Raw genomic sequence first — 20,821 nt, forward strand, 5'->3', positions numbered from 1 at the left:
CCCGGTTTCCGTAAAGGAGGCCGGGGCTTTTTGCTGGGATTCGACGCAGGAAATTTTTTTGTTTGGTCGTGCAACCAATCCCAATGCTCGCGCATTAAGGCGGTATGCGGGCCGGGCCCCTCTGACATTCTTGCACTTGCAGGATGTGATGTCGGACCGCATCGGGTGATCCCGGTGCGCTATGGCCTTTCCCTCCCCCCTCACAGAGAGGCGGCGCATCGGGTCACCTGAGTCGAGAGTCAAAGCTCTTTCAGGAGGCCATGTTTATGTCGCTTAATCCTTATCTTTTCCGCCTGACGCAGGTGCATCGCCAGCTCGACGAAGCGATCCGGCGCGAAGCTGCGCGTCCGTCGGGTGACCGTTTGCGCGTGCTGCGGCTTAAGAAGCTGAAGCTGGCGGTCAAGGACCGGCTGGCGCAGTTGATGCGCAAGCCCGTTCGGGCGCGCTGACTTACCGCAATCTAGCAAGTTTATTTTCGCCGCCCCGGCAATTGCGCGCCGGGGCGGCCTAGTTTGGAAAACAGGGACATGGAATTTCTAACCACCATCTGGCTGGGCACGCCGGTCTGGTTCTGGCTCGCCTTTCTGGGCATTGTAGCGGCGCTGACCGTGTTCGACCTTGGCATTTTGCACAAGGAAGACAAGGAAATGGGCGTTGCGGAATCGCTCAAACTGTCGGCCTTCTATATTAGCGTGGCTTTGCTGTTCGGCCTGTGGGTCTGGTACGCCAAGGGCGCCGACCTGGGCATGAAATATTACACCGGCTTCTTCATCGAAAAGGCGCTGTCGATCGACAATGTCTTCGTCATCTCGATGATCTTCACCTATTTCGCGATCCCGCCGAAATATCAGTATCGCGCGCTGCTGTGGGGCATTTTGGCTGTTATCGTGCTGCGCGGCATCATGATCGCGCTGGGTGCGGCGCTGGTTCAGGAATTTTACTGGACGCTCTATATCTTCGCTGTCTTCCTGATCTTCACCGGTGTGAAGATGCTGATGACCGGCGAGCAGGAAATGGACGTGGCGAACAATCCGGTCGTCAGGTTCATGAACAAGCATTTCCGCGTCACCAAGGAACTGCACGGTGAAAAATTCGTGGTGAAGGTGCCCGACGAAAAGTCCGGCAAGTTGGTGCGGGCGATGACGCCGCTGCTGCTCGCGCTGATCGTCATCAACATCGCCGACCTCATCTTCGCGGTCGACAGTGTGCCGGCGATCTTTGCGATCACGACCGACACCTTCATCGTTTATACGTCGAACATCATGGCGATTTTGGGCCTGCGCGCGCTGTACTTTGCGCTTGCGGCGATGGTGCACCGCTTCCATTACCTGAAATATGCGCTGGCGTTGGTGCTGGTGTTCATCGGGTCCAAGATTTTCGTCGCTGACTTCGTCCTCGGCGGGGACAAGTTCCCGCCGGTGCTGAGCCTGGGCGTCACCATGGGCCTGATTGCAGGCGGAGTTATCTGGTCGCTGGTGAAGACCCGCGGCCAGCCCTCCGAGGCCCACTGATGTTTGTTTTTATCCCCAACCAAAACTGACAGGAGAGTAAAATGAAATTGACTGCCGTTGTCCTGGCCATGGCCGCAGTGGCCACCATTCCCGTCGTGGCCGAGGCCAAGACCAATGCCGCCAAGTGCGTCGCGGTAACCCAGGCGCAAGTTGACGGGTTGTTCAAGGAATTCAACGACGGGTTCCAAACGCGGAACCCCGATGTGGTGACCGCGCTGTTCAGCAAAGATGCCGTGTTGCTGCCTACCGTGTCGGGTAAGATGCGCACCGATGCGGCAGGAATTCGCGACTATTTTGTCGGCTTCCTGGCTAACAAACCATTCGGCACGGTGACCGAATCCGAAACGACGGTCGGATGCAACATGGCAACGCGCGTCGGCAATTGGACCGTCAAGCTGACCAATCCGACAACGGGCGAAGTTAGTGAAGCCTCCGCGCGCTTCAGCTTCATCTATGTCTATGAAGACGGTAAATGGAAGATCGCGCATCTGCACAGTTCGCTGCGCCCAACCACTTGATCGTGCAAGAAAATGCCCGCCGGAGGTCTTGCGACTTCCGGCGGGCAGGCTTTCCTCCCCAGGAAAGCAGGTGAGCGCGGCGGCGAGGTCCGCCGCGCAAACTGTTTATGCGGCGAACTGGTTCATCGTGTTGTCCTTGCCCGCTGCTTTCAGCGCGGCTTCGCCGGCGAAATATTCCTTGTGATCATCGCCAATGTCGCTCCCGGACATATTCTGGTGCTTCACGCACGCAATGCCCTGGCGGATTTCCTTGCGCTGGACGCCCGCGACATAGCCGAGCATCCCCATTTCGCCGAAATAATCCTTGGCCAGATTGTCGGTGCTGAGTGCGGCGGTGTGATAGGTCGGCAGCGTGATGAGGTGATGGAAAATCCCGGCACGCTTGGCAGCGTCGCGCTGGAAGGTGCGGATGCGATTATCGGCCTCGATTGCCAAATCGGTGGCGTCGTAGTCGGCGCTCATCAGCTTGGCGCGGTCATAGGCGGCGAGGTCGCGGCCTTCTTTGGCCCATGCGTCGAACACCTGCTGGCGGAAGTTGAGCGTCCAGTTGAAGCTGGGCGAATTGTTATAGGCTAGCTTCGCGTTCGGCACGACCTCGCGGATACGGTCGACCATTCCGGCAATCTGTTCGATGTGCGGCTTTTCGGTTTCGATCCAGATGAGGTCGGCGCCATTTTGCAGGCTGGTGATGCAGTCGAGCACGCACCGGTCCTCGCCCGATCCGGCGCGGAACTGGAACAGGTTGGAGGGAAGCCGCTTGGGGCGCAGCAGCTTGCCATCGCGATTGATCAGGACGTCGCCGGGGTTGCCTGCGCCGACCACCTCTTCGCAGTCGAGGAAGCTGTTATACTGGTCACCCAGATCGCCGGGTTCGCGGCTGAAAGCGATCTGCTTGGTCAGGCCCGCGCCCAGGCTGTCGGTGCGCGCGACAATGATGCCGTCCTCTACGCCGAGTTCCATGAAGGCGTAACGGATAGCGCGGATTTTCTGGAGGAAATCTTCGTGCGGGACGGTGACTTTGCCGTCCTGGTGACCGCATTGCTTTTCGTCCGACACCTGATTTTCGATTTGGAGCGCGCAGGCCCCCGCCTCGATCATCTTCTTGGCAAGCAGATAGGTCGCCTCGGCATTGCCGAAGCCGGCATCGATGTCGGCAATTATCGGCACGACGTGCGTTTCATGATTGTCGATGGCGTTGAGCAGCTGCTTCGCCTTCACCTCGTCGCCGGCTTCACGGGCTGCGTCGAGTTCGCGGTACATCAGGCCCAATTCGCGGGCATCGGCCTGGCGCAAAAAGGTGTAGATTTCCTCGATCAGCGCAGGGACGCTGGTCTTCTCGTGCATCGACTGGTCGGGCAGGGGTCCGAATTCGCTGCGCAGCGCGGCGATCATCCAGCCGGAGAGATAGATGTAGCGGCCCTTGGTGGTGCCGAAATGCTTTTTGACCGCAATCATCTTTTGCTGCGCGACAAAGCCGTGCCAGCAACCGAGCGACTGGGTGTAATTGGCCGGGTCGGCGTCATAGGCCGCCATGTCGGCGCGCATGATGCGCGCGGTATATTTGGCGATATCGAGACCGGAACGGAACCGGTTTTGCGCGCGCATGCGGGCGACGCTTTCGGGGCTGATCGCATCCCAGCGGCCGTCTTGGTCGCGGATGATGCGGCCCGATTGGGCGATGTCGTCTTGATAGGCCATGGTGCAGTCCTTGGTGGGAGGTGATGATTGGATATTGGCGAAAGTGCCGCGCAACGTGAAAAGCTTTGTCAATAAATCTTGTCAATAATGCTCATATCGTGCATATTCGTCGGTGAAATTGTAAAGAAAGTTACATATGGCCGAGCAGCGGGTATTTGCGGGCGCCGCGGTGCGCAAGGCGCGGCGCGCGGCTGGGCTGACGCAGGCGGCCATGGCCGAAGCGCTGGACATTTCGCCCAGCTACCTCAACCTGATCGAGCATGGCCAGCGGCCCTTGACCGCGCCGGTGCTGGTGCGGCTGGCCGAGCGGTTCGGGTTCGAGCTGGCGCAGCTGACCGAGAGCGCGGTCGCTGGCGGCGTTGCGGGCCTGCGGCGCCGGCTGGGCGATGCGATGTTTGCGGACCTCGATATCCAGCCGCAGGATGTCGAGGATTGGTTGGCGACATCGCCGATGATCGCCGCAGCCTTTGCGCGGCTCTACGATACCAAGGGGGGAGAGGGCAGCGCGGCGGTCGATAGCGAAGCCCCCGAAGTGCGCGCCGTCCGCCTGGCCATCGAACAATGGCGCAACCATTTTGCCGACCTCGACGCCGCAGCCGAGGCACTCGCCGACGAATTGCGGCTGGCTGGCAGCGACCTGTATGCGCAGATCAGCGAGCGGCTGCGCACGCGGCACCAGCTGGGCATCCGCATCATGCCCGCCGAGGTGATGCCCGACCGGCTGCGTTACCTCGACTATCACAGCCGCCAGTTGGTGCTGTCCGAGCTGCTGCGCCCCAACAGCCGTACCTTTCAGGCCGCCGCAGTGCTGGCGCAGAGCGAGCAGGGGGACGCCATCGACGCGCTGGTCGCGGGCGCGCGGCTGGGCGATGCCGCCGCCGAACGCCTGTTCCGCCGCCATCTGGTCCATTATTTCGCGGCCGCGCTGATGATGCCCTATGGCCGGTTTTTGCGCGCGTGCGAGGGCACGGGTTATGACCTGCTGCTGCTCCAGCGGCGCTTTGGGGCGGGGTTCGAACAGGTCGCCCACCGGCTGACCACGCTGCAGCGCGTCGGCGCACGCGGCTTGCCCTTTTTCATGCTGCGCATCGACCGCGCGGGGCAGGCGAGCAAGCGTTACACCGGCGCGAGCCAAAGCCCGCTGGTCGACGGCGATGCGCGCTGCCCGCTGTGGAGCGTGCACGAGGCGTTCGCGCGCGCGGGCGAGGTGGTGTCCGAACTGGTCGAGCTGGAGGATGGCAGCCGCTGGTACACGCAGGCGCGCGCGGTGGCGGCGGTCGGCGCGAGCGGCGGCGGCACGCCCGCGCGCTTCGCCGTGGTCATCGGGGTGGATGCCAAGCTTGCCGCACCCATCGCCGCCGCACGCGGGCTGGACATGCTGCGCGCCCCGGCAACGCCGATCGGGCCGGGGTGCCGCAAGTGCACACGGACGAACTGTCCGCAGCGTTCGGCGCCGCCGATCGGACGACCGCTACAGTTCAGCGATCGCGAGCGGGGGCGATCACCGTTCAACTTTGCGGGGTGAAGGAACGCGCGCGTGGCTCAACCGGACGGAAAACGTTTTTCGAGCCACGCCATCCAATCGGCTTGGAGAGCGTCGAGGTCGCGGGGCAGTGTGCCCTTTGGTTCCGCACCCGCCAGCCATTGTTCGATCGTTTCCCCGCGCACAAAGGCGCGAGCGATGCGGCCGAAAATCTGCTGATCTCCCGTCCGGTCGATTAGATATTCTGACGCGACGGCCGATTGCAGATAAAAGCGCACCCCGCCCTCGGCGATCTTTCTGGCTTCATCGCCGGTGAGTACGCGCACAGTGCTTTTCTTTTCCTCGTCTGATTGCATGGCATTGAGCAACCGCACCTGGTCAAAGGCCGGGTGGGTTTCGGTCATGAAGTTTTTCAGATCCAGCAACAATTTGGTGCCTTCGTCAGCGCCGGCGGGGTTGGCGCGATACTTGGCATAACGCTGTTCAAACTGGGTGATGCGTTCGGCGAACATTTCGGGTGCTTCCAGCAGCACCGCCGACATTTCATCGAGCCAGTCGGGGCTGGGCCCGCCATAATGTTTATTTTCGCCCAATGGCGCGTCGGGCCAATAGCCGATGCGAAACCAGTCGTGACCCAATTCGTGGGGCACGGCGGCCAATTCAATTCTGGCGCGCCGCGCCGGGTCCATTTGGCGTGCCATGCCGGCCTGAACCGCCGCCTCGATTTCCTCGGCCGATCGGCCCGCCATTTGCGCCGTTACGGCGCGGCGAATGGACGCTTCGCTTTGCTGGCGAAACACGGCTTCCGATAGCCACGCCAGCACCACCGGATAGCCGGATTTGCGCAAGGTAACGATCTTGTCATTGCTTAGCACCGCATCAGGCTGTTCCACCACCGCATAGCGCAGCGGTTCGATGTCAAAGTAGGATGCGAAGCGTGACGCCCCGCCCTCGGCAAGGTCTAACAAGCGCTGTGCCCGCGTTGCGTCCTGAGCCAGCGCGACGCCGCGCGCGCTCTCGACACAGGCCAGATCGCCCACAATATTGATAGCGGCGGGGCACAAAGATGATTCAGCGGCCACTGCACCGTTGCTGACCAGCACAGGTGCGGCGAGCATCGCTGCGAAGCAAATTGACTTGATTTGATGCGACACAGAACCTCCCTTTGTAAGCGACTACACTTGTAGTCGTAAGGTGTCGTAGCGAGCGCTACAAGGGCCGTCAACCTGCCAGCGCACGGAAAAAATCCAGCCATTATCGCCTTCAATCAAGGGAAGAGGCCGTACGTCCTGACCCTTGCAGAGTTGGATGCCAATCTGGCAGTGGCACGGGCTGTGAAGATAGCAGGCTGGCATCTGGAGCGCGTTGACGTGGCATCGCTGGCCGAATGGCGGGCGTGGCTGGCCGCCCACCATGGGCAGCGCGAGAGCATCTGGCTGGTCCGCTGGAAAAAGGGGCGCGGGCCGCATCTGGCCTATGGCGATGTGGTCGACGAGGCGCTGTGTTGGGGCTGGATCGACAGCCTGCCGCGCAAGCTGGACGATGACCGCTCGATGCTGCTGCTGTCGCCGCGCAAAAAGAGAAGCGCCTGGTCGGCGGTGAACAAGGCGAAGGTCGAGCGGCTGACGGCGGCGGGGCGGATGCAGGTGGCAGGGCTGGCGAAGATTGCGGCGGCAAAAGCGGACGGCAGCTGGGACCGGCTGAACGCGGTTGATGCGCTAAAGATCCCTGATGATCTGGCACAGGCGCTGGCGGGGGCAGGTAGCGCAGCGGACAATTTTGCCGCCTTTAGCCCGTCATCGCGGCGCGGCATATTGGAATGGATCCAGCAAGCAATGCGCCCCGAAACCCGCGCCCGGCGCGTGGCAGAAACGGTGCGATTGGCGGCGTTGGGGCTGCGCGCGAATTTTCCGGAAGCGAAGGGGCAGTAGGCAATTCGTGCCTGCGCGACAGGGGGGATTTTCCGCCTTTGTCATGCGCGTGCAATTGTAGCATGTTGCACTCTTCGGGTGTCCCGATCACTTTTCCAGGAGAAGCAGCGATGACCTATGTGACGACCGACGATGGCGTGGCTATCTTCTACAAAGATTGGGGCCCCAAGGATGCCCAGCCGATCATGTTCCACCACGGATGGCCGCTGAGCGCCGATGACTGAGACACGCAAATGCTGTTCTTTCTCGACAAGGGTTTTCGCGTTATCGCGCACGACCGGCGCGGCCATGGCCGGTCCGATCAGGTGGCGCACGGCCATGACATGGACCATTATGCCGCCGATGCCTTTGCCGTCGTCAAGGCGCTCGACCTGCGCAACGCCATTCACATCGGCCATTCGACCGGCGGCGGCGAAGTGGCGCGCTATGTCGCGCGGCACGGCGAACCGGCGGGCCGGGTGGCGAAAGCGGTGCTGGTGTCGGCGGTGCCGCCGCTGATGCTGCAGACGGCGGACAATCCCGAAGGCACGCCCATCGAGGCCTTTGACGGGTTGCGCGCGGCGCTGGCAGCCAACCGCGCACAATTTTATCGCGATGTGCCCACGGGCCCCTTTTTCGGGTTCAACCGGCCCGGCGCGACGGTGCACGAAGGCATGATCCAGAATTGGTGGCGCCAGGGCATGATGGGCAGCGCCAAGGCGCATTATGACGGCATCAAGGCCTTTTCCGAAACCGACCAGAGCGAAGACCTGAAGGCGATCAGCGTGCCCACGCTGGTGCTGCACGGCGATGATGACCAGATTGTGCCGATTGATGCTTCGGCGCACAAAGCCATCACACTGCTGCGCAATGGCGAGCTGAAAGTCTATCCGGGGCTGGGGCACGGGATGCTGTCGGTGAACCCCGATGTGCTGAACGCCGATATATTGGCGTTTATTGGGGGGTAGGGGGGGGGTGCGCGGGCGCAGCCATCGACCAGTTTTGCGAGGTTTGGGGGCGTTCGCCCCAGGCAAGGAGCACTGCCGCGGTGCGATTTCAATCGCCGCCGAACGCCGTGCCCCCGGCAGCCCCCAAACATTGCTCAACCGTTGCTCGTCCCACATCGGTAAGCTCGTGCGCCCGTGAATCATGTGCAGCCTGGCAACCCACGCGGCGCACATAACCATGATCGATCAACAAGGTGAGCCAACGCTCCGTTAGTTCGAAAGACTGGTCTGTCTCTCCTGCAAGCGAGAAGCGATCGATCACCGTGCCTTGATCGCTTGCATAGATGATCAGCATGAACTCCCACCAGGCGTCGCTTACCCAGCCATTGCCAAACAGGGCACGTTGTTGCCGGCGCAGGTTGAGTAGTGACTGAGCGCGCGCCTTGAAAGCACATTGGGTCGGTTTGGTTCCGCGTTCGATCGCGCTCATAGCAGACCTGCGGCACGAAAGCTGAACACATTGGGGCTGGCCACAATCAGGTGATCACGGATGGCGAGGCCAACGGCTTGACCGGCGGCTGCGATTTGTTTGGTCACCAAAAGGTCGTCCTCGCTTGGCTCGGGGTTCCCCGATGGATGGTTGTGGATCAGAACCAGCTGCAAAGCGCCAATCTGTAACGCGCGCCGAAACACGGCGTGCATTGGGAATTCGGCACGAGCCTCTGTGCCGTACGAAAATACCTCATGCCGCAGAAAGCGCAGTCGCCCGTCCAGAAAGAACACATGCGCCTCTTCACGGGTAAGCCCGCCCATGATTGCGGTGATGTATCGCAAGACATCCTGATTGGACGGGGAAAATGGTGTTTTGGGCAGTTCATCAAGCAACGCTTCAACAACAACATGTTTGGCGGTGCTCAAGATCGTCGCGAGCGCCTGGTTGCCGGTGGAGAGGAAAAGCTCCTTTGCAGGCTCAGCCAATAGCGCGGTCAGCGACCCGTATTGGGCAAGAAGGCGCGCGGCCATCTCTTCGGGGAAATCCGGTTCAACGGCCCGGACCATGTTCGCCAATGCTGCGTGTTGCCGACCAAGCGTGGCTTGCGTCGTTGCAGGAAAGTGACCATGATCAGGGTGAACATCGCAACGGTTGTGGGTGCAGTGCGCATAATCGCGTAGACCACGGGGTCGACTGGGAGGTGTAGCGCGGGGCCGAAGTGCGCGCCGATTGCCAGAAGCTGTAATGCTGCTGTCCATATGGGCCAGAATCTCCAGGAAAATATTGCGATCCAAGTAAATCCGAGAAATGCAAGGCTGTCGGAAAGCAAACCGAGGACATCAAAGTCATCGACGGGACCGTCAACCAATAAGGATCGCAGTAGGCCAAAGCCAACAACAAATAACAGGATTTGACCACCGACCTTTTCTGGGCCACTTCCCCAGCGGATTACACCGAAAATCAGAGTAACTACAAAGAGGACGGTGATCAAATCAGCCATATTGCTTAACCGTTGAATTAAGCTGCCTTAAGGCTGTCAACCTGATCGTCGAGCTGCGCAGTTTTCGGGCACTCGCTTGGCAGTATAAAGTCCGCACGCTCTTCGCCAACCCTACGCAGTTCAGCGTGCGTTTGGACGAAATGCTTGCGCGCGGTCGACAGCGCGCCCAGCGCTTCGGTGACGCGCATGATCGCAATTTGTCCGCTGGCAGCGTCGGCGCCGATGTCCATCCGTGCCTGCGCAATGTCTGCGAGCAAGCTCGCGCCGCTGGCGAGAACGCGGTCGATATCATTCTCGGTAGCAATCAGGTTGCGGGCAATACGCTGTGCGGCGACATTCGGGGTCATGGGCATTTTTGAACTCCTTTGCCTTGGCGATGCGCCAAGCAATTGTAACAAAAACGCTAAAGCAAATCGCTCAGGGTTTGCGCCATGGACAGCATCGCAACAAGCGATACTGCTAGCAGTGCGGCCAACAGGCCTATTGCGCCAAGACGGCCAAAAACTCCAAACTTTCTGTCCAGCGATGCGAGAGGGTGATCAAGCGGAGACCCCTCAGTGCTGACGAATGGCGAGGTAAACCCGGCCATGTCCGCTACTGAAAAGATCGGGCCGCTCTGTTCGCCCTGCGCACCGATGTCATGCGTGATGAAAGATTCGGGAACCTGCGCTGGATCATATGCGACGCGATCGCATATCGCCTGTGATGCCAAATAGCGCGTTACCAACTCGTTGCGCGATGCAGCGCCAAATTTTTGCCGGGCAAGCGTGATGCGCTGGTCGACCGTATGTTTTGAAATTCCGAGTTTGCGCGCAATTTCCTTGGACGAATAGCGGGCAACAACGAGATCCAAAACCTCGCGCTGCTTCTCGGAAAGCGAGGCAGCCAAGTTAGGATTCTCGTCAAACATCGCGCACCCCCAAGGGTCAAGGATAGGCTTGTTAACCATTACCGTTCAAGCAATAATATACAAGCGTGTGCGGGTAAGGCTAATTCGGGATTTCGATATTCGCTGTTTTGCGCAACGTCTCGATAGCGAGCGATAAATGGGCTGAACCCAACATCGGTCCTATCGCGTCCAGATCGTGCAGAATCGCTTCAATACGACGGACGGCGTCGGCGATTTTTTCCCGGTCCTCCGGCGAATATATCGCACTATTTGCTTTCGTCAGGTGCGACATCTGGCCTCAATGTTGGAGGGAACCGGAGATGAAAGTTCACTAGCGCGGCCGCCGCGTTACCGACACTTATGTCAATTGGCAACAGGGGTTTTGCCGATAGACCAAAAACGATCCCTCAACCTGCTGGCTCACACCCTGGTCATCGACCAATTGCCGTCGCTGCCCTTGCACGCCTGCATCTTTTCGCTTTGCTCGCCCTGGCCGGGGACGTTGACCGTTTGGGTGACGACGCGGCAGTTGTTCGCGGCCATCTGTGCGGCGACCGCAGGCTTCATAAGGGGGGCGCTGACATAGCCCTGCGCGACGCCGCCGTCGCTGACCAGATACCATTGCTGGTTGGCGACCTGCGCGGGGATCCACACGCGCTGGCCGCTGGCGATGCGGCCGCGGATGGGGGCGGCGGTGGTCGGGGCCTGGCGAATGTTGACGTTGGCGGTGGCGACATAGGCGGCGTTCACGCTGCGGAAGCGGTCGACGGGGTCGATGCCATCGCGGAACTGGACGTCGGCGAGGGCTGCGCCGCCGCCGCTCAAATTGCCCTCATCCTCAACCTCGACCGTGCCCGAGGCGCCGGTTTCGGGGTTGCTCCATGTCTGGTCTTTGCCAGTCAGCACCGCGTCCTGCACCGCCCGTTCGGCCTTTTCCCGGTCGTCCTTTTGCAATTTGCAGCCGATGGCCGATCCGGCCGCCGCGCCGAGTGCGCCGCCGAGCACGGTGCCGAGCAGGCGGTTGCCGCGCCCGGCGATGCGGTTGCCAAGGAAACCGCCCAGCAGGCCGCCGACGCCCGCGCCGATTTCCTGACTGTCTCCGCCTACCGAGCAGCCGAAAATGCCACCAACGCCCAATACCTTGTCCTCGCGCTGCGCGGCGGCGGGCGGTGCGACAGCGAGCATGGCGGTGGCGGAGAAAATGGTGATAGCAGTTTTCATGGCGGCTCTCCCTAATGCAGCGAAGCTATGCCTTTGCATGCGGCATGTGAATGTAAAATGTCTCGACAGCGGCGCGGTTCCGTAAGGGATGCAGTGTAAGATTAACCGACACTCAATATGTGGCGGTTATGCACGGGCGCGATGTTCCGGCTGTTCAAACATTATGTGCCGCATGCGGTGATCGGCCTGTGGCTGGTCGAGCTGGCGACGCTGCTGCTGGCGGCGGAGGCGGGATGGCGGATTTATGCCCACCAGATCGGTATGGTGGTGGGGCCACTGAACGACCGCTGGCTGCCGCTCATTACCTTTTCGGTGACGCTGCAGCTGGGAATGATGGCGACGGGATTTTACGGCAACGAGGCACTGCGTTCGATGAAATTCGGCGTAGCGCGGCTGATTGCCGGCGTGTCGCTGGGGGTGATTTTCCTGGCGCTGGTGCGCTTCGCTTTTCCCGAATGGACGCTGTGGCGCGCGAACAGCATTTACGCGATGGCGGTGGCGCTGGCCGCGCTGTTCTGCATTCGCTTTCTGCTCATGCTGTGTGTTGGCACGGACACATTCCGGCGGCGCATTGTCGTGCTGGGCGCAGGACGGCGCGCAGCGCGGATTGGCGAGCTGGCGGAGCAGCCGGGCGGCGGCTTCACGGTCGCGGGTTATGTTGCGATGACCGATGCGCCGACCGTGGTGCCGGGCGCGGTGCGGCGCGGCGATATTCACAGTCTGGCCGACCATGTGACCGCGCTGGGGGCAGGCGAGGTGGTGCTGGCGCTGGAAGAAAGGCGCAACGCACTGCCACTGGCCGATCTGCTGCGCATCAAGACCACCGGTGTGCATGTGAACGACATGGCGAGCTTTCTGGAGCGCGAGACCGGGCGCGTCGATCTGGCCACCACCAACCCCAGCGTGCTCATCTTTTCCGACGGTTTTTCGGCGGGGCAGCGCGTGGCGCGGGTGAGCAAGCGGGTGTTTGACATCGTCGCCAGCCTGGTCGTGCTGCTCGCGACGCTGCCCCTGATGTTGATCGCCGCGATTGCCATCAAGCTCGATAGCCGCGGTCCGGTGCTCTACCGCCAGCCGCGCGTCGGTCTGTATGGCGAGACTTATGACATCTGGAAGCTGCGCTCGATGCGGACCGATGCCGAAGTCGCGGGGCAAGCGGTGTGGGCCGAGGAAAATGACCCGCGGATCACGCGCGTCGGGCGGATCATCCGGATGCTGCGTATCGACGAGCTGCCGCAGTGCTGGTGCGTGCTGAAGGGTGCGATGAGCTTTGTCGGACCGCGCCCTGAACGGCCGTGCTTTGTCGCCGATCTTGAACAGCAAATGCCCTATTATGCCGAGCGGCACATGGTGAAGCCGGGGCTGACCGGCTGGGCCCAGATTAATTTCCCTTATGGCGCGTCGGTCGAGGATGCGCGGGTCAAGCTGGAATATGACCTTTACTATGCCAAAAATTACTCGCCTTTCCTGGATCTGCTGATCCTGTTGCAGACGGTGCGGGTGGTGCTGTGGCCGGCGGGGGCACGGTAATGGGCGATTGGCTGGTCCAGCTGAGCAGCATCGTCGCCGGGCTAGCGCTGCTGGCTTTTGGCAGCGGTGCGCTGTGGCTGGCGCTGCGACCAGCGCGCCAGATGGCTGGGCTAATGCCGTCGCGGGCGGCGCTGGTGCTGCTGGTTGCGGGCATGGCACTGTGGAGCGGCGTGTGGTGGATGACCGGGCCGGGCAGTTCGGGCGCGCTGCTGGCCGATACGCTGCGCAATCTGGTGTTTCTGGGCTGGTTGCGGGCATCATTCGTCGTTGACGGTGCGGGTCTGGGAACGCGCGCCATCCGGCTGGTGATGCTTACGTTGGTGATGATCAACCTGATTGCCGCCATTTTTGGTGGTCTTGCCCTGCTCGACGTGGCCCTGGCCAGTGTCCCCATCGAGACGGGGTGGTTGCAACCGGGTTTGCGGCTGGTCGACATGTTGACGGCGTCGGGCGGGCTGCTGCTGGTGGAGAATTTTGCCCGGCATCGCAGCGACGGGCTGCGCGGACCCGTGCTGCTGGTTGCGGGCGGCATCGTGGTGATGTGGGCCTATACATTGAATAACCACCTGCTCGGCTGGCTTACCGGCAGCACTCCGGCGACGCTGGTATTGTTGGAGCCGCTGGTCGCCCTGATGGTGCTGCCGGCCTTTTTGCTGGTAGCGATGGATACCGGGCGTGAACGCATCCGGTTGTCGCGCACCATTGCTTTCCGCACGCTCGCGATTGTCGGACTCGCGGCCTATTTCATGGTTATCGCCCTGACCGCTGCTTTGGCGCGCCTGCTGGGCGGCGATTATGGGCAGCTGGTGCAGGGCGTGTTCCTGATCCTGGCGCTGGGTGTCGGCGGGCTGTTGTTTGCGTCGCGGCGCGCGCGGGCCTGGCTGTCGGTGATGATTGCGAAGCATTTCTTCGAGCACCGCTATGACTATCGCGCCGAATGGATGCGCTTCACCGCCACGCTGGAGGGACAGGCCGACGCCAGCGAGCCGACTTTTCGCCGCATCGCCCGCGCGCTGGCCGAACTGGCCGGCAGCCCGGGGGCGCTGCTGCTGACAGCCGATGGCGATGGCAATTACCAGATTATCGACCATTGGCAGTGGCCCACCGCGCTGGATGGTGACAATCTGCTTTCGGTGCGTGATGCGTTTGCCCTGCAAGAAACGGGGCATATCGTCGATATCGACCAGATCCGCCGTGGTGTAAGCAATCCGCAGGACGATGTCGGGCCGCCGATCGAACTGCCAGCCTGGCTGATTGCCGACCAGCGGGCGTGGGTGCTGATGCCGTTGCTGCACATGGGCCGCATGGTCGGCGTTGCGCTGCTGCACCGGCCGCTCGCCACGCGGGCACTCGATTGGGAGGATCTGGACGTGCTGCGCATTTCGGGGCGGCAGGCAGCCAGCCATATCGCCGAAATGCAGAGCCAGGCCGAATTGTCCGAGGCGCGACGCTTCGACGAATTCAACCGCCGTTTTGCGTTCATCATGCATGACGTCAAGAACCTGGCGAGCCAGCTGGGGTTGCTGGCGGCCAATGCCGAACGCCACGCGGACAATCCCGAATTCCGCGCGGACATGATCGAGACGTTGAAATTGTCGGTCGCCCGCATGAACGAGCTGCTGCTGCGCTTGTCACCGCAGGGGCGCGGCGGTGCGGTCAATCTTGGCGCGGTGCGGGTGGCGCCGCTGCTGAACCGGGTGGCGACCGAGGCCGGGCGGCGACACCCGGTTTCGACCGGCTATGATGATGGCTTGGCCGTGATTGGCGATAGCGATGCCGTGCTGCAGATTTTGGGCCATCTGGTGGCGAACGCGATCGACGCCAGCCCGGACAATGCGCCGGTGTTGCTGGCAGCGAGCGCCGAGGGCGACGGCGTCCGCATCGATGTAGTCGATCATGGGCGCGGTATGAGCCGCGAATTCATCCGCGGCGGCCTGTTCAAACCTTTCGTATCGACCAAAGACAACGGATTCGGCCTGGGCGCGTTTGAGGCGCTGCAGCTGGCGCGCGCGATGAACGGGCGGCTCGACGTCGACAGCCGCGAGGGCGAAGGCACGCGCTTTTCGCTGTGGCTGCCGCGCGCGGCGGCCGATGCTGAAAATGGACGGAAGGAACGGGCGGCATGAACGCAATGACGGGGGTGATAAAGGCCAAGCTGCTGGTGGTCGAAGATGATCCCGGGCTGCAGCGTCAGCTGAAATGGGCCTATGACGCGCACGAGGTGCTGATTGCCGGCGATTATGATTCCGCCATGACGCTGCTGCGCGCCGAGGAGCCCGAGGTGGTGACGCTCGACCTGGGGCTGCCGCCCGATCCCGATGGCGTGCGCGAAGGGCTGCGCCTGCTGAGCGCGATATTGGCCGAAAAGCCGGATACCAAGGTCATTGTCGCTTCTGGCCACGGCGCGCGCGAAAGTGCGCAAGCCGCCATTGCCGCGGGGGCGTGGGACTTTTACCAAAAGCCGCTGGATATTGACGAGTTGGGGCTGATCGTGCGGCGTGCGATGCACGTGCGCGCCATCGAGGTTGAAAATCAAAGACTCGTGACGCGCGCAGGCAGCGATAACCGCGTGCTGGGCAGCATGATAACGGGTGCACCCGAAATGCTGAAAGTGGCGCGCACCATCGAGCGTGTCGCCGGGGCCGATGTGTCGGTGATGCTGCTGGGCGCCAGCGGTACGGGCAAGGAATTGCTGGCGCGCGGGCTGCACGATGCGGGGCCGCGGCGCGGCGGCAATATCGTTGCGATCAACTGCGCTGCGATCCCCGAAAATCTGCTCGAAAGCGAATTGTTCGGGCATGAAAAGGGCGCGTTTACCGGAGCAGTCAAGGCGACCGAAGGGAAGATCGAGTTGGCGCATAAGGGCACGCTGTTCCTGGACGAAGTGGGCGACATTCCGCTGCCGTTGCAGGTCAAGCTGCTGCGCTTTTTGCAGGAACGCGTGATCGAGCGCGTTGGCGGACGGCGACCGATCCCGGTCGATACCCGAGTCGTATGCGCCACGCACCGCGATCTGGATGCGATGGTGGCCGAGGGGAGCTTCCGCGAGGATCTTTATTATCGGCTCGCCGAAATTGTCGTGCGCATTCCGTCATTGGCCGAACGGCCGGGCGATGCCGTGCTGCTCGCGCGCCATTTTGTTCAGACGCTGGCGCCCAAGCTGAATCCCAAGGTCAAGGGTCTGGCCCCCGACGCGCTGGCGCTGATCGACCAGTGGAGCTGGCCGGGCAATGTCCGCGAGCTGGAAAACCGCATCAAGCGCGCGGTGATTATGGCCGATGGCAAGCTGGTGACCGCCGCCGATCTCGATTTTTCCAATCCTGACGAAGCGGCCGCGAGCGACTATCTGAACCTGCGCGCCGCGCGCGAGGCGGCCGACCGCATCGCCATCCGCCGCGCGCTGGGGCAAAGCGAGGGAAATATTTCGGTCGCGGCCAAGCTGTTGGGGGTGAGCCGACCGACGCTTTACGACCTGCTGAAGCAATATGACATGCAGGCCTGATCAGGCGTCGATGTCATCCATCAGCGAGCGGACGTCGATCCCGATCCGGCGGATCTGGTCAGCCACTGGCGGCCACACATTGGTCAGAAATTCCTGACGCAGCGCAGCGCGCAATTTCTTCGAAGCGCCATCGGCCACGAACATGCCGACACCGCGGCGGACGATGACCAGCCCGTCATCCTGAAAGCTCTGATAGGCTTTGGCGACGGTCAGCGGATTGGCGCCCTCCTCGGCAGCGAGCGCGCGGACCGAGGGGAGCATGTCGCCGTCACCATATTTGCCGTCGAGGATCGCATTGGCGATGGTGTCGCGCAGACGCAGATAGACGGGCTTGTTGGGGTCGATCATCCCGCCCTATTGCCATAATACAGCAGCACAGTCAATCAGCGGGCGGGGTCCATTTGCGGATGATTGCGGTTGGATCGGGGCGCGGGCGTTCGGTGAGCTCGGCACCCGGCGAGCCGATGAAGAAATAGCCGACGATGCGGTCGTGCTCGCCCAGCCCGAACGCGGCGGCGACGTTGGGGCTGTAGGCCGCCCAGCCGGTCAGCCAGCTGGCAACAAAACTGTGCGCGTGCGCCGCGTGGAGCAGGTTCATCGCCACCGCGCCCGCCGACAATTGCTGTTCCCACAGCGGGATTTTGGACGGGATGACCGGGGTTGAGGCGAGCAGCACCAGCGTTGGGGCTTGATGCGCGAACTGGTCGAGCGCGGAGAGATCTTGTCCTGCAGCGCCGGGATGTTCGGCAATCCAGGCGGTCTTGAGCAATTGGGCAAGATCGGCGCGCTGGTTGTCGCCGATGACGATCATTCGCCACGGCGCAAGCTTGCCATGGTCGGGCGTGCGCGTCGCCAGCGTGAGGATTGCATCAAGCGTGGCGGCGTCGGGACCGGGCGCAACCATGTCGCGCGGCTTGCCCGACCGGCGCGTGGCGAGGTGGGAGCGCAAGGTGGAGGTGTCGTTGAACATGGGGCGTCCATGGCGGGGCGTGGGGGACGGCGCAAGGCCCATCGCGACTGTCACAGACGTGAAATTAGATTCTTCCCTTGCGCAATTTTCTCGCTAGGTTGGCCGCAATCAAACCATAAGGGGAAGGGTCGACATGACCAATGCAGCGCTGCCGCACGGAGATTCGGCAGGGACGATACTCGGACATCCCAAGGGCCTGTTTGTCCTGTTTTTCGCCGAAATGTGGGAGCGTTTCTCCTACTATGGCATGCGCGCCCTGCTGATTTTCTATCTCACCAAGCACTGGCTGTTTTCGGATGGGCAATCGGGCATCATCTATGGCGCCTATACGGCGCTGGTTTATATCACCCCGGTGCTCGGCGGCTATCTGGCTGACAAATATCTGGGGCAGCGAAAAGCGGTCGCTTACGGTGCGGTGCTGCTGACCTTCGGCCATTTCTTGATGGGTTTTGAAGGCGATGGGGGGCAGGATGCCGCGAGCCTCAACATCTTCTGGCTGGCGTTGGCGTTCATCATCGTCGGCTCGGGCTTTTTGAAGGCCAATATCTCGGTGATGGTGGGGCAACTTTATCCGCGCACCGACGTGCGCCGCGATGGCGCCTACACCATCTTTTACATGGGCATCAATTTGGGCGCGTTTCTCGGGTCGCTGCTGTGCGGCTATATCGGCGAAACCCGTGGTTGGTCCTATGGCTTTGGCCTCGCGGGCGTGGGCATGTTGTTGGGTCTGATCGTCTTCATCTGGGGCAAGCCGTTGCTGCTGGGCCGCGGCGAAGCGCCCGACCCGGCCCGGCTGGCTGCGCCGGTGGCAGGCATCAAGTTCGAATGGCTGCTCTATCTCGTCGGCTTGCTGGCGGTTGGCGCCTGTTGGTGGATGGTGCAGAATCAGGCGGTGGTCGGCACGGTGCTGGGCCTGAGCGGGGCCATATTGGTGGCTTACGTCCTCTTCACGGCGGTGGTGAAGCTGCCCGCCGAGGACCGTGACCGCATCTTTGCCGCGCTGTTCCTGATCCTTGGGTCCATTTTGTTCTGGGCGCTGTTCGAACAGGCCGGATCGTCGCTCAACCTGTTCACCGACCGCTATGTCGATCGCGCCGGAGTGCCGGCATCGGTGTTCCAGTCGCTGAACGCGGGATACATTGTGTTGCTCGCGCCCGTCTTTGCCGGGCTGTGGACCTGGCTGGGACGTCGCGGAAAAGAGCCTTCGGCGCCCGCCAAATTCGGCCTTGCCATGCTGCAACTGGGCCTTGGCTTTCTGGTCTTGAAATGGGGCGCGGAGTCGGTTGGGCTGGGCAATGCGACGCCGGTGATTTTCATCTTCCTGATCTATCTGCTCCACACCACGGGCGAGCTGTGCCTTTCGCCGGTGGGCTTAAGCGCAATGAACCGGTTGTCGCCCGCGCATATGGCGTCGCTGATCATGGGCACCTGGTTTTTTGCTTCGGCCACCGGCAATTTCGCCGCAGGGTTGATTGCGGCCGCGACGGGTTCGGAAAAGGCAAGCGGTGAGGGCGCGGGCAAGGCGCTGGTGCTGGATGTTTATCAAACCATCGGTCTTTACGCGATAGGCTTTGGCGTGCTGGTTATTTTGGTATCACCGTTGATCAAAAAGCTGATGCACCTCGACACGTTGAAGGATGCCAATGATGCGGCTTAATCTGGTTGCAACAAGCCTATTGGCGCTGGCCTTGTCGGCTTGCGCATCTACCGGCGGCAATGTGGCTTCCGCGGGCGACAAGCCTGTTGCCGAGGCCAAGGAAAAGCCCGTCGCCTTTAACAAGGACCCCTATCCTTCGACCTATAAGCCCTATCCCGGTGCGCCGGTGGCGATCATCAACGCCACTGTGCATGACGGCGAGGGCGGGGTGTTTGAACGCGGGGTCGTGTTCCTGTCGGGCGGCAAGGTGAGCAGCGTCGGTCCGGCGGGCACGCCTATTCCCGCCGACATCATGGTCATCGACGCGGCGGGGAAGTTTGTCACGCCCGGCATCATCGATATCCACAGCCACCTGGGCGATTATCCCTCGCCCGGCGTACCCGCGCACAGCGACGGGAATGAAGCGACCGATCCGATCACGCCGCAGGTGTGGGCGGAGCACAGCGTGTGGCCGCAGGACCCCGGCTTTGCCCGCGCGCTCGCCAACGGCGGGGTGACGAGCTTGCAGGTGCTGCCGGGCTCGGCGAACCTGATGGGCGGGCGCAGCGTGACGCTGAAGAATGTCTATGCGCGCACGATGCAGGGGATGAAGTTCCCCGGCGCGCCCTATGGCCTGAAAATGGCGTGCGGCGAAAATCCGAAGCGCGTTTACGGCGGGCGCAACCGCTTGCCATCGACGCGCATGGGCAATGTTGCGCTGAACCGCGCGACTTGGGCGAAGGCGGCGGCCTATAAGAAGAGGCTGGACGAGGGCAAAGCCGTCGAGCGCGATTTGCAGATGGAAACGCTCGCGGGCGTTTTGTCGGGAGAAATCCTGATCCAGAACCACTGCTACCGCGCCGACGAAATGGCCATTGTGCTCGATATGGCGCGCGAATTTGGATACAAAGTCAGCGCGTTCCACCATGCGGTCGAAAGCTATAAAATCGCCGACCTTTTGAAGGCCGACGACGTGTGCTCAGCCGTGTGGGCGGACTGGTGGGGTTTCAAGATGGAATCCTATGACACGGTGCGCGAAAATGCCGCGCTGATCCACAATGCGGGCGCGTGCACGGTGATCCATTCGGACGACGCCAACCAGATCCAGCGGCTGAATCAGGAGGCGGCAAAAGCGCTCGCCTCGGGCCGCCGCGCGGGGATGCAGATCAGCGATGCCGATGCAATCCGCTGGATAACCTATAACCCCGCCAAAGCGATGGGCATTGCTGATAAGACGGGCAGCCTGAAGCCCGGCAAGATGGCCGATGTTGTGCTGTGGAACGGCAATCCGCTGTCTGTTTATGCGCGGCCCGAAAAAGTGTGGATCGACGGTGCGCTGATGTTCGACGCGAACGACCCCAAGAAGCGGCCGGTGAGCGATTTCGAACTGGGCCAGCCGGGCGAAGGGGATGTGAAATGAGGCGCCAATTCTCCTTCTCCGTTCCCCGGCGGAAGCCGGGGTCCATCGCGGGTACAAATACACATTGGCTAAGGACACTCTGGGCCCCGGCTT

The 20,821-nt window shown here is 61.9% G+C and carries 21 protein-coding genes and 1 pseudogene; 11 read left to right on the top strand and 11 right to left on the bottom strand.

What is annotated here, in order from left to right; translation table 11 throughout:
- Positions 1-266 precede the first annotated feature (266 nt).
- The 3 genes from AC2TC0_RS08235 to AC2TC0_RS08245 all read left to right on the top strand — a co-directional run bounded on the left by AC2TC0_RS08235 (position 267) and on the right by AC2TC0_RS08245 (position 2,029).
- Complete coding sequence (locus AC2TC0_RS08235; RefSeq protein ID WP_484717023.1) at positions 267-449, top strand: YdcH family protein; 183 nt, start codon at positions 267-269, stop codon at positions 447-449.
- A gap of 78 nt (positions 450-527) precedes the next feature.
- A complete protein-coding gene (locus AC2TC0_RS08240; protein ID WP_484717024.1) occupies positions 528-1,511 on the top strand; it encodes a TerC family protein in 984 nt (327 codons plus the stop codon).
- Between the two features lie 41 nt (positions 1,512-1,552).
- Positions 1,553-2,029 carry an SgcJ/EcaC family oxidoreductase gene (locus tag AC2TC0_RS08245; RefSeq protein WP_484717025.1) on the top strand — a complete coding sequence of 159 codons (477 nt, stop codon included), beginning with the start codon at positions 1,553-1,555 and terminating at the stop codon, positions 2,027-2,029.
- Between the two features lie 105 nt (positions 2,030-2,134).
- Here the strand turns inward: AC2TC0_RS08245 and AC2TC0_RS08250 are convergent, their stop codons facing one another.
- Complete coding sequence (locus AC2TC0_RS08250; protein ID WP_484717026.1) at positions 2,135-3,727, bottom strand: isocitrate lyase; 1,593 nt, start codon at positions 3,725-3,727, stop codon at positions 2,135-2,137.
- A gap of 136 nt (positions 3,728-3,863) precedes the next feature.
- On the opposite strand from AC2TC0_RS08250, the gene AC2TC0_RS08255 reads away from it, so the two are divergent.
- Entirely contained in the window at positions 3,864-5,252 is a 1,389-nt protein-coding gene (locus AC2TC0_RS08255) for a helix-turn-helix domain-containing protein (protein ID WP_484717027.1), read from the top strand.
- A 17-nt stretch (positions 5,253-5,269) separates the two neighbouring features.
- On the opposite strand, the gene AC2TC0_RS08260 is transcribed toward AC2TC0_RS08255, so the two are convergent.
- Complete coding sequence (locus AC2TC0_RS08260) at positions 5,270-6,364, bottom strand: hypothetical protein (protein WP_484717028.1); 1,095 nt, start codon at positions 6,362-6,364, stop codon at positions 5,270-5,272.
- A 180-nt stretch (positions 6,365-6,544) separates the two neighbouring features.
- Here AC2TC0_RS08260 and AC2TC0_RS08265 point away from each other — a divergent pair, with 180 nt between their 5' ends.
- Both AC2TC0_RS08265 and AC2TC0_RS08270 read left to right on the top strand, forming a co-directional pair.
- On the top strand, positions 6,545-7,141 hold the full coding sequence (locus AC2TC0_RS08265) for a YdeI/OmpD-associated family protein (RefSeq protein ID WP_484717029.1): 597 nt from the start codon (positions 6,545-6,547) through the stop codon (positions 7,139-7,141).
- Between the two features lie 110 nt (positions 7,142-7,251).
- Positions 7,252-8,088, top strand: a pseudogene (locus tag AC2TC0_RS08270) (alpha/beta fold hydrolase).
- An 88-nt stretch (positions 8,089-8,176) separates the two neighbouring features.
- On the opposite strand, the gene AC2TC0_RS08275 reads toward AC2TC0_RS08270, so the two are convergent.
- From AC2TC0_RS08275 to AC2TC0_RS08305, 7 genes are all read right to left on the bottom strand, one after another.
- Entirely contained in the window at positions 8,177-8,557 is a 381-nt protein-coding gene (locus AC2TC0_RS08275; protein ID WP_484717030.1) for a hypothetical protein, read from the bottom strand.
- Positions 8,554-9,090, bottom strand: a complete 537-nt coding sequence (locus tag AC2TC0_RS08280) for a JAB domain-containing protein (RefSeq protein WP_484717031.1) — start codon at positions 9,088-9,090, stop codon at positions 8,554-8,556. The genes AC2TC0_RS08275 and AC2TC0_RS08280 overlap by 4 nt, the downstream gene beginning before the upstream one ends.
- Positions 9,054-9,560: a hypothetical protein gene (locus AC2TC0_RS08285; protein ID WP_484717032.1), complete on the bottom strand. Its 507-nt coding sequence runs from the start codon at positions 9,558-9,560 to the stop codon at positions 9,054-9,056. Before AC2TC0_RS08285 ends, AC2TC0_RS08280 begins: the two co-directional genes overlap by 37 nt.
- 17 nt (positions 9,561-9,577) lie before the next feature.
- Entirely contained in the window at positions 9,578-9,913 is a 336-nt protein-coding gene (locus tag AC2TC0_RS08290) for a hypothetical protein (protein WP_484717033.1), read from the bottom strand.
- A 50-nt stretch (positions 9,914-9,963) separates the two neighbouring features.
- Complete coding sequence (locus AC2TC0_RS08295) at positions 9,964-10,470, bottom strand: LuxR C-terminal-related transcriptional regulator (protein ID WP_484717034.1); 507 nt, start codon at positions 10,468-10,470, stop codon at positions 9,964-9,966.
- Positions 10,471-10,549: 79 nt separating this feature from the next.
- The gene (locus AC2TC0_RS08300; protein ID WP_484717035.1) at positions 10,550-10,741 is read right to left on the bottom strand and encodes a hypothetical protein; all 192 of its coding nucleotides are present in this window, start codon (positions 10,739-10,741) and stop codon (positions 10,550-10,552) included.
- Positions 10,742-10,869: 128 nt separating this feature from the next.
- Positions 10,870-11,670, bottom strand: a complete 801-nt coding sequence (locus AC2TC0_RS08305; RefSeq protein WP_484717036.1) for an SH3 domain-containing protein — start codon at positions 11,668-11,670, stop codon at positions 10,870-10,872.
- Between the two features lie 141 nt (positions 11,671-11,811).
- Between AC2TC0_RS08305 and AC2TC0_RS08310 the strand changes: the two genes are divergently transcribed.
- From AC2TC0_RS08310 to prsR, 3 genes are read left to right on the top strand one after another with little or no spacing between them, the layout of a single operon-like run.
- The gene (locus tag AC2TC0_RS08310) at positions 11,812-13,200 is read left to right on the top strand and encodes a TIGR03013 family XrtA/PEP-CTERM system glycosyltransferase (protein WP_484717037.1); all 1,389 of its coding nucleotides are present in this window, start codon (positions 11,812-11,814) and stop codon (positions 13,198-13,200) included.
- The gene (gene prsK, locus AC2TC0_RS08315; protein WP_484717038.1) at positions 13,200-15,326 is read left to right on the top strand and encodes an XrtA/PEP-CTERM system histidine kinase PrsK; all 2,127 of its coding nucleotides are present in this window, start codon (positions 13,200-13,202) and stop codon (positions 15,324-15,326) included. The genes AC2TC0_RS08310 and prsK overlap by 1 nt, the downstream gene beginning before the upstream one ends.
- Positions 15,323-16,702 carry a PEP-CTERM-box response regulator transcription factor gene (prsR, locus tag AC2TC0_RS08320; protein WP_484717039.1) on the top strand — a complete coding sequence of 460 codons (1,380 nt, stop codon included), beginning with the start codon at positions 15,323-15,325 and terminating at the stop codon, positions 16,700-16,702. Before prsK ends, prsR begins: the two co-directional genes overlap by 4 nt.
- Here prsR and AC2TC0_RS08325 read toward each other — a convergent pair whose 3' ends face one another.
- A complete protein-coding gene (locus AC2TC0_RS08325) occupies positions 16,703-17,050 on the bottom strand; it encodes a GntR family transcriptional regulator (RefSeq protein ID WP_484717040.1) in 348 nt (115 codons plus the stop codon).
- A 31-nt stretch (positions 17,051-17,081) separates the two neighbouring features.
- On the bottom strand, positions 17,082-17,672 hold the full coding sequence (locus tag AC2TC0_RS08330; protein WP_484717041.1) for a nitroreductase family protein: 591 nt from the start codon (positions 17,670-17,672) through the stop codon (positions 17,082-17,084).
- A gap of 133 nt (positions 17,673-17,805) precedes the next feature.
- On the opposite strand from AC2TC0_RS08330, the gene AC2TC0_RS08335 reads away from it, so the two are divergent.
- Both AC2TC0_RS08335 and AC2TC0_RS08340 read left to right on the top strand, forming a co-directional pair.
- On the top strand, positions 17,806-19,329 hold the full coding sequence (locus tag AC2TC0_RS08335) for a peptide MFS transporter (protein WP_484717042.1): 1,524 nt from the start codon (positions 17,806-17,808) through the stop codon (positions 19,327-19,329).
- Positions 19,316-20,728, top strand: a complete 1,413-nt coding sequence (locus AC2TC0_RS08340) for an amidohydrolase (protein WP_484717043.1) — start codon at positions 19,316-19,318, stop codon at positions 20,726-20,728. Before AC2TC0_RS08335 ends, AC2TC0_RS08340 begins: the two co-directional genes overlap by 14 nt.
- Positions 20,729-20,821: the final 93 nt, after the last annotated feature.

The organism is Sphingopyxis sp. sgz302558, from assembly GCF_057220455.1.